7 protein-coding genes and 1 pseudogene are annotated in these 7,491 nt (G+C 71.0%); 5 read left to right on the forward strand and 3 right to left on the reverse strand.

All coding sequences use genetic code 11. The features are described 5' to 3' along the window. The first annotated feature begins 212 nt into the window (after window positions 1-212). Window positions 213-563: a hypothetical protein gene (locus A5752_RS10120; protein WP_067084824.1), complete on the forward strand. Its 351-nt coding sequence runs from the start codon at window positions 213-215 to the stop codon at window positions 561-563. A gap of 3 nt (window positions 564-566) precedes the next feature. Here A5752_RS10120 and A5752_RS10125 read toward each other — a convergent pair whose 3' ends face one another. Further along, window positions 567-1,172 (reverse strand): YqgE/AlgH family protein, encoded by a 606-nt coding sequence (locus A5752_RS10125; protein WP_067084826.1) that lies wholly within the window; start codon window positions 1,170-1,172, stop codon window positions 567-569. A gap of 113 nt (window positions 1,173-1,285) precedes the next feature. Between A5752_RS10125 and A5752_RS10130 the strand changes: the two genes are divergently transcribed. Together A5752_RS10130 and A5752_RS10135 are read left to right on the forward strand one after the other, a co-directional pair. Then, window positions 1,286-2,569: an MFS transporter gene (locus tag A5752_RS10130; RefSeq protein ID WP_067084828.1), complete on the forward strand. Its 1,284-nt coding sequence runs from the start codon at window positions 1,286-1,288 to the stop codon at window positions 2,567-2,569. A 10-nt stretch (window positions 2,570-2,579) separates the two neighbouring features. Continuing rightward, window positions 2,580-3,356, forward strand: coding sequence for a TIGR03084 family metal-binding protein (locus A5752_RS10135; protein ID WP_067084834.1), 777 nt, complete (start codon window positions 2,580-2,582; stop codon window positions 3,354-3,356). Between the two features lie 6 nt (window positions 3,357-3,362). Here A5752_RS10135 and A5752_RS10140 read toward each other — a convergent pair whose 3' ends face one another. Both A5752_RS10140 and A5752_RS10145 read right to left on the reverse strand, forming a co-directional pair. Continuing rightward, window positions 3,363-3,845: a pullulanase gene (locus A5752_RS10140; protein ID WP_067084829.1), complete on the reverse strand. Its 483-nt coding sequence runs from the start codon at window positions 3,843-3,845 to the stop codon at window positions 3,363-3,365. 42 nt (window positions 3,846-3,887) lie between these two features. Further along, window positions 3,888-5,327, reverse strand: a complete 1,440-nt coding sequence (locus tag A5752_RS10145) for a CCA tRNA nucleotidyltransferase (RefSeq protein WP_067084831.1) — start codon at window positions 5,325-5,327, stop codon at window positions 3,888-3,890. Between the two features lie 187 nt (window positions 5,328-5,514). Here A5752_RS10145 and A5752_RS10150 point away from each other — a divergent pair, with 187 nt between their 5' ends. Both A5752_RS10150 and A5752_RS10155 read left to right on the forward strand, forming a co-directional pair. Then, the gene (locus A5752_RS10150; RefSeq protein ID WP_067084832.1) at window positions 5,515-6,372 is read left to right on the forward strand and encodes an NUDIX hydrolase; all 858 of its coding nucleotides are present in this window, start codon (window positions 5,515-5,517) and stop codon (window positions 6,370-6,372) included. Then, a pseudogene (locus A5752_RS10155) lies at window positions 6,369-7,491 on the forward strand (hypothetical protein); the annotation flags it as partial. The gene A5752_RS10150 and the pseudogene A5752_RS10155, both read left to right, overlap by 4 nt.

The following is a 7,491-nucleotide window of genomic DNA, read 5'->3' on the forward strand; positions in this document are numbered from 1 at the left end:
GTGCCACTCCCCCGGCCGTTCCCGGCGCGGCATCGCCGGTGTCCACCCCGCCGTCCACAGCGACGGCTCCGGCCGCCCCGCAGTTCCCGAGCGCGACCGCGCTGGGAACCCAGCCGGGCCTGCCGGGTTAGGCCCGTCCCCCGGGCGAAGCCTGGCGCCCGGGGGACGTCCCAAACTCTCGCCACGGCACGGCTCTCGTTATCCTGAGCGCCATGCTCATCGCCGCGGTTCTCTGCCTGTGCGCTGCCGGCGCTACCGCCGCGATCGGTGCCTGGCTGCTGCGCCGCCCGCATTCGGACGATCCGGTACGGGCCGTGTTGCGTTCGGTGGCACCCACCCAACTCGCGGCGGCCGCGATGCTCGCGGCAGGCGGTGCGGTGGCGCTGGTCGCCGACCCCGGCACCGCCGTCGTCGCACTGGCGGTGTGCGTGATCGGGGCGCTGGGGACCGTCGGAGCCGGATGCTGGCAGAGCGCCAAGCTGGTCGCCAGGCAAGAAGCGGCCACCGCCACGTCGGGCGGATGCGGCGGCGCGTGCGCCACCTGCACGCTGTCGTGCAGCTGACGACTAGTTGCGGCTGACGTCGATCGGATGCGTCGCGAGCAGCGACAGCGGCAGTGGTTGCCTGCGCAGCACCCGCGACCACAGATCGACCCGAGGTTCGACCAGGACGTCGGACGGTAACGCCGACAACACGATCCAGTCATCACGTTCGATCTCGCCCTCGAGCTGGCCGATCGTCCAACCCGAATAGCCGGCGAAGATCCGGATGCCTTCGACCACGGGCGCGATCGAGTCGGGATCGGCGTCCAGATCGACCATCACCATCCGACCCTGGACATGGCGCAGGCCGGGGGCGTCGGCGGCCTCCATACCCACCCGCAGGGTCGCCAGGCACAGCGCCGCATCCCGTTTGACGGGTCCGCCGATGAACATCGTCTTCGGTTTGGCGGCCAGCTTCGCCCACTGCGGCAACACGTTGTAGACCGCCGTCTCGCTCGCCCGGTTCAGTACGACGCCGAGCGTGCCGCCGTCGTTGTGCTCGACGATGTAGATGACGCTGCGCCGGAACGTCGGCTCCAGCAGGTCGGTGTTGGCCAGCAGCAGCGTTCCCGCCCGCACACGCGGCGCGGCAGGAGCGATGAAATCCTCCGGGTCTTCTGACTGCGCCACGCGTCCATCATGGCACCGGCCGCCCCCGTCATGGCGGACAAGCGCGACGCCGCCGCGATATTTGTACTGTGGATGCGGTCCGATCCCCCGCTTTTCGAGGAACGTGATCCCCCATGCCCGATTTCCGCGCGCCCGTCGCCGTCTGGCGGTCGGTGCGCGGCCTGCCCGAGTTCCGGCGACTGCTGGAACTACGGCTGGTGAGCCAGTTCGGTGACGGGCTGTTCTCGGCCGGGCTGGCCGGCGCGATCCTGTTCAATCCGCAGCGCGCCGCCGAGCCGTGGGCGATCGCCGGCGCGTTCGCGGTGTTGTTCCTTCCCTACTCGCTGCTCGGCCCGTTCGCCGGGGCGCTGCTCGACCGCTGGGATCGGCGGCTGGTGCTCGTCGCGGCGAATGCGGGTCGGCTGGTGCTGGTGCTCGCCGTCGCACAGCTGCTGGAATCGGGCGCGGGCGATCTGGCGATCCTGTGCTGCGCGCTGATCGTCAACGGGTTCACCCGCTTCGTCTCGTCCGGGTTGTCGGCGGCATTGCCACACGTCGTGCCGAGAGATCAAGTGGCGGCGATGAACTCCGTCGCGATCGCGACCGGCGCGGCCGCGGCGTTCCTCGGCGCGAACTTCATGCTGCTTCCGCGGTGGCTGTTCGGCGCCGACGACGCCGGTGCCGCGGCGATCATTTTGATCGCGGCCGTTCCGGTGGCGCTGGCGCTGTGGCTGGCGTGGCGCTTCCCGCCGCACCTGCTCGGTCCCGACGACAGCGCGCGTGCGGTGCACGGCTCGGTGGTCTACGCCGTCGCCCTCGGTTGGGTGCACGGCATCCGGACCGTGTTGGCCGTGCCGGCCGTCGCGGCGACGCTGACGGGGCTGGCCGCCCACCGGGTGGTGTTCGGCATCAACAGCCTGCTGGTGCTGGTGATGGTGCGGCACAACGACGCTCACGAGGTCGCCGGGTTGGGCACCGCGGTGTTGTTCGTCGCGTCGACCGGGGCGGGATCGTTCATCGCCGCCGCCATCATGCCGGTCGCGGTGCGGCGCTGGGGACGCTACGCGACGGCCAACGGCTCGTTGGTCTTTGCGGCTCTGGTCCAGCTCATCGGTTCCGGGCTGCAGCTGGCGATGATGGTGGCGTGCGGGTTCTTCCTCGGCATGGCCGGTCAGGTGGTCAAGCTGTGCGCCGACAACGCCATGCAGGTCGACGTCGACGACGCGTTGCGCGGGCACGTGTTCACCGTGCAGGACTCGCTGTTCTGGATGACGTTCATCGGTGCAATCGCGTTGGCCGCGAGCGTGATTCCGCCGGATGGACGCCAACCGGCGCTCGCCCTGACCGGCGTCGCCGTGTATCTCGCGGGTTTGGCCGCGCACGCGACAATCGCCAGACGGGCGACGACTCCGGGTTAAGGTGACCGGCATGGCAGGTGCCGCGCCGATGGTGGCCGATCTGCGCGCCGAGAGCGACGACCTCGACGCCGTCGTCGCCGAGCTTCCGGCTGCGCGGTGGGCCGAGGCCACACCCGCGCAGGGTTGGACGATCGCCCATCAGATCGCGCATCTGCTGTGGACCGACCGCGTCGCGCTCACCTCCGTCACCGACGAGGCCGCGTTCGCCGACCTACTCGAGGAGGCGGGCAAGAACCCGACCGGCTTCGTCGACGCGGCCGCCGAGGAGTTGGCGGCCACTCCGCCGCCTGAGCTGCTCGCCGATTGGCGCACCACCCGGACCCGGCTGCACGACGAACTGCTGGCCGTCGCCGACGGACGCAAGCTGCCGTGGTTCGGTCCGCCGATGAGCGCCGCGTCGATGGCGACGGCGCGGCTGATGGAGACCTGGGCGCACGGTCTCGACGTCGCCGACGCGCTCGGTCTGCACCGACCGCCCACCGCGCGGCTGCGCTCGATCGCCCACATCGGCGTGCGCACCCGCGACTTCTCGTTCGTGATCAACGGTCGTCAGCCGCCGGCCGAACCGTTCCGCGTCGAGTTGCGCGCACCCGACGGCTCGACGTGGTCATGGGGCTCGGAAGAGGCGACCCAGCGCGTCACCGGTTCGGCGGAGGACTTCTGCATGTTGGTGACCCAGCGGCGACCGCGCTCGCGACTCGATGTGCACGCGGACGGTGCGGACGCCGACGAGTGGTTGGGCATCGCGCAGGCGTTCGCGGGCCCGCCCGGGAGCGGCCGCGGCTAGCCGGGTTCACAGCTGGGTGGCCGAGTCGGCCCGACCGTCGCCGTCGCTGTCGGTGAGCTTGATGTCCCACGTGCCGTCGGCGTCGGCGTCGACGTAGGCGTTCTCGCCTGCGAGCGCGCGGTCGGCTTGCCCGTCGCCGTCGCTGTCGGTCAGGCGGTCGTCCGCCTGGCCGTCGGCGTCGAGGTCGACCAGCGGCCCGCCGAACTGCTCGACACCGTCGAGCCCGAACCACCGCAGGCCGCGCTCCGCGCTGACCGCCCACGTTCCGGTGCCGGCGTCGGTGAAATAGGTTGCGGCGTCGGCATGGTCGCGCACCAGATGGTCGGCCACACCGTCGGCGTCGAGATCGGCCATCGCGTCGTCGAGCAGACCGTCACCGTCGAAGTCGAGCCCGACCGCATCGAACGCGCCGTTACCGTCGACGTCCAGATCGGGCGCCGCGGACCAGATCGTCGCGGAGCCGTCGCCGTCACCCAGGCAGTAGTCCATGCCTGATCGGACGCACCAGCCCGGCGGTCGGTTCCGTCCGGGTTACTGTCCGCCCCGGGAGTTCCACCACGCGAGCAGTTCCTCGACCGCCTCCTCGCGCGAGAGTGGGCCGCGGTCGAGGCGGAGCTCCTTGAGGTACTGCCATGCCTGACCGACCTGGGGGCCGGCGGGGATGCCGAGGAGTTCCATGATCTCGTTGCCGTTGAGGTCCGGGCGCACCCGCGCGAGGTCCTCCTTCTCGGCGAGTTCGGCGATCCGGTTCTCGAGGTCGTCGTAGTTGGCCTGGAGCCGGGCCGCGCGGCGCTTGTTGCGGGTGGTGCAGTCGGCGCGCACGAGCTTGTGCAGCCGCGACAGCAGCGGCCCGGCGTCGGTCACGTAGCGACGTACCGCCGAGTCGGTCCACTTGCCGCCGCCGTAGCCGTGGAACCGCAGGTGCAGGTAGACCAGCTGCGAGACGTCGTCGATCATCTGCTTCGAGTACTTCAGCGCGCGCAGCCGCTTGCGCGCCATCTTCGCGCCGACGACCTCGTGGTGGTGGAAGCTGACGCCGCCGTTGGGTTCGTGTTTGCGGGTGGCGGGCTTGCCGATGTCGTGCAGCAGCGCCGCCCAGCGCAGCACCAGATCGGGTCCGTCGTCCTCGAGCGCGATCGCCTGGCGCAGCACGGTCAGCGAATGCCAGTAGACGTCCTTGTGCTGATGGTGTTCGTCGATCGCCATGCGCATGGCGCCGACCTCGGGCAGCACCACGTCGCCCATGCCGGACTGCACCATCAGGTCGACGCCTGCGACCGGGTCGGCGCCGAGCAGCAGTTTGTCGAGTTCGGCGGCGACCCGCTCGGCGGTGATGCGGCCCAACTGCGGGGCCATCGCCACCAGCGCGGTGATTACGCGCGGCGCCACGGTGAACTCCAGCTGCGAGACGAAGCGCGCGGCGCGCAGCATGCGCAGCGGGTCGTCGCCGAAGGACACCTCGGGTTCGGCGGGGGTGTCGAGCACTTTCGCGCGCAGCGCCGCGAGCCCGTTCAGCGGGTCGTGGAACTCTGCGGGGCCGTCGGCGGTGATGCGCACGGCCATCGCGTTGGCGGTGAAGTCGCGTCGCACCAGGTCGTCGTCGAGGTTGTCGCCGAAGCGCACCTCCGGGTTGCGGGACACCTGGTCGTAGGTGTCGGCGCGGTAGGTGGTGATCTCCAGGCGCTCGTCGCCCTTGCCGACGCCGAGGGTGCCGAACTCGATGCCGGTGTCCCACAGCGCGTCGGCCCACGGCCGCAGCAACTTCTGCATCTGCTCGGGGCGGGCGTCGGTGGTGAAGTCGAGATCGGTCAGCGCACGACCCAGGAGCGCGTCGCGGACGCTGCCGCCGACGAGATACAACTCGTGGCCGGCGTCGGCGAACAGCCGGCCGAGTTCGCGCAGCACCTCGCCGTGGCGGTTCAGTTCCACTTGCGCGGTGGCAAGCAGTTCGGCGTCGGTGGAGGGCGGCACGTTCGGACAGCCTAGTCAGGCGACGATCAAGCGGCCCCCGGGCCGCGATGAGGAGGCTGACGATTCAACCCAGTCAGGCGACGATCAAGCGGCCCCCAGGCCGAGGACTCACACAAATGTGCAACGGCTCTATCACGACCGGTGAGTGCGGCCGGGACGAAAATGCGTGGCAGCTACTATCGCTTGGGTGTCGGACGGCGAACAGGCCAAACCACGACGGCGCCGGGGGCGACGTCGCGGCCGACGCGCGGCAGGTCCTCCAGAGACCGCGCCCGAGCAATCGGCGCAACCGCTCAACCGCCCCGTTCCACAGCCCCGTCCGGGCGGCAACGCCAACAACTCCACCGTTAAGAACGACGCCACCGCGGTCAACGGAAACAAGGGCGGCCAGTCCAAGAAGTCGCGCCCGCGTCGGCCGCCGGATCGCCTGCGCACCGTGCACGAGACGTCGGCGGGCGGCCTGGTCATCGACGGTATCGACGGCCCCAAGGAGAGCCAGGTCGCGGCCCTGATCGGTCGTATCGACCGGCGTGGCCGCATGTTGTGGTCGCTGCCCAAGGGCCACATCGAGATGGGCGAGACGGCCGAGCAGACCGCGGTCCGTGAGGTCGCCGAGGAGACCGGCGTGCAGGGCAGCGTGCTCGCCGCGTTGGGCAGCATCGACTACTGGTTCGTCACCGAGGGCCGCCGTGTGCACAAGACCGTGCACCACTACCTGATGCGTTTTCTCGGCGGCGAACTCTCCGACGAGGACGTCGAGGTCACCGAGGTCGCGTGGGTGCCGCTCAAGGAGCTGCCGTCGCGGCTGGCGTACGCCGACGAACGCCGCCTCGCCGAGGTCGCCGGCGAGCTGATCGACAAGCTGCACGCCCACGGCCCCTCCGCGCTGCCGCCGATCCCGCGGTCGTCACCGCGACGCCGCCCTCAGACGCATTCGCACACCCGCAACCGCCGTCCCGACGAACGCACCCCGGGGGCCGACCGCGACGAGTGGGGCAAGACGCAGCCCGGCCGACGGACGAACGGTTGCGGACAGGGCTCGTGACCGCCGCAGCGCTGCCGCGCGCGCTGGCCGCGCTCATCGTGCTCGCGCTGAGCGCCCTGCCCGTCATCGTGGCCGGGCCCGCGTCGGGCCAGACCGAGTCGACACCGTTCCTGCGGGTGCGCGTCGACCACGTCAGCCCCGACGTGGTGACCACCACCAGCGAACCCATGGTCACCGTGACCGGTGTCGTCCAGAACGTCGGCGACCGGCCGGTGCGCGATGTGGTCGTGCGGCTGGAGGACGCCGCCGCGGTGACCACGTCCACCGGCCTGCGGACCAACCTCACCGGTGACGTCGACCAGTTCGAGCCGGTCGGCGATTTCGTCCAGCTCTCGCCGGAACTCCCTCGCGGACAAGACGTTCCGTTCACGTTGTCCTATCCGTTGCGGTCGACCGACCGACCATCGCTGAGCATCGACCAACCCGGCGTGTACCCGGTGATGGTCAACGTCAACGGCACACCCGACTACGGCGAGCCCGCCCGCCTCGACGACGCCCGCTTCCTGCTGCCGGTCCTCGGCGTGCCACCCGATCCGGGCGCCGAATCCGCGGGCGACGCGGTGACGGCGGTCGCCGTACCCGACACGTCCAAACCGGTCCAGACGACCCTGCTGTGGCCGATCGCCGACCGGCCGCGTCTGGCCGCCGGCGCACCGGGCGGCACCACCCCGGTCCGCCTGATCGACGACGACCTGGCCACCTCGCTGGCCGCAGGCGGCCGCCTGGACACGCTGTTGTCGGCCGTCGAATTCGCCACCAGCCCGCGGGTCGATCCCGACGGGCGGGTCCGAGCGGCGACCTGCCTCGCGATCGACCCGGACCTCCTGGTCACCGTCAACGCGATGACGGGCGGATACGTCGTCAACACCGGTCCCGACGCTGGACCCGGCACCCCCACCCGGCCCGGCGCCGGGCAGGACGCCGCGGTGGCGTGGCTGACCCGGCTCAGGGAACTGGCGAAGGGCATGTGCGTCGCCTCCACCACCTACGCGCAGGCCGACCTCGACGCCCTGCGCCGCGTCGGCGACGCCGGGCTCAGCCGGATCGCGACCACCTCCGCGGGCGACATCGTCGACCAGATACTCGGGATCACCTCGGTTCGCGGTGCCAGCCTGGTCG

This window comes from Mycobacterium sp. 852002-51961_SCH5331710 (genome assembly GCF_001665535.1).
Classification (GTDB): Bacteria; Actinomycetota; Actinomycetes; order Mycobacteriales; family Mycobacteriaceae; genus Mycobacterium.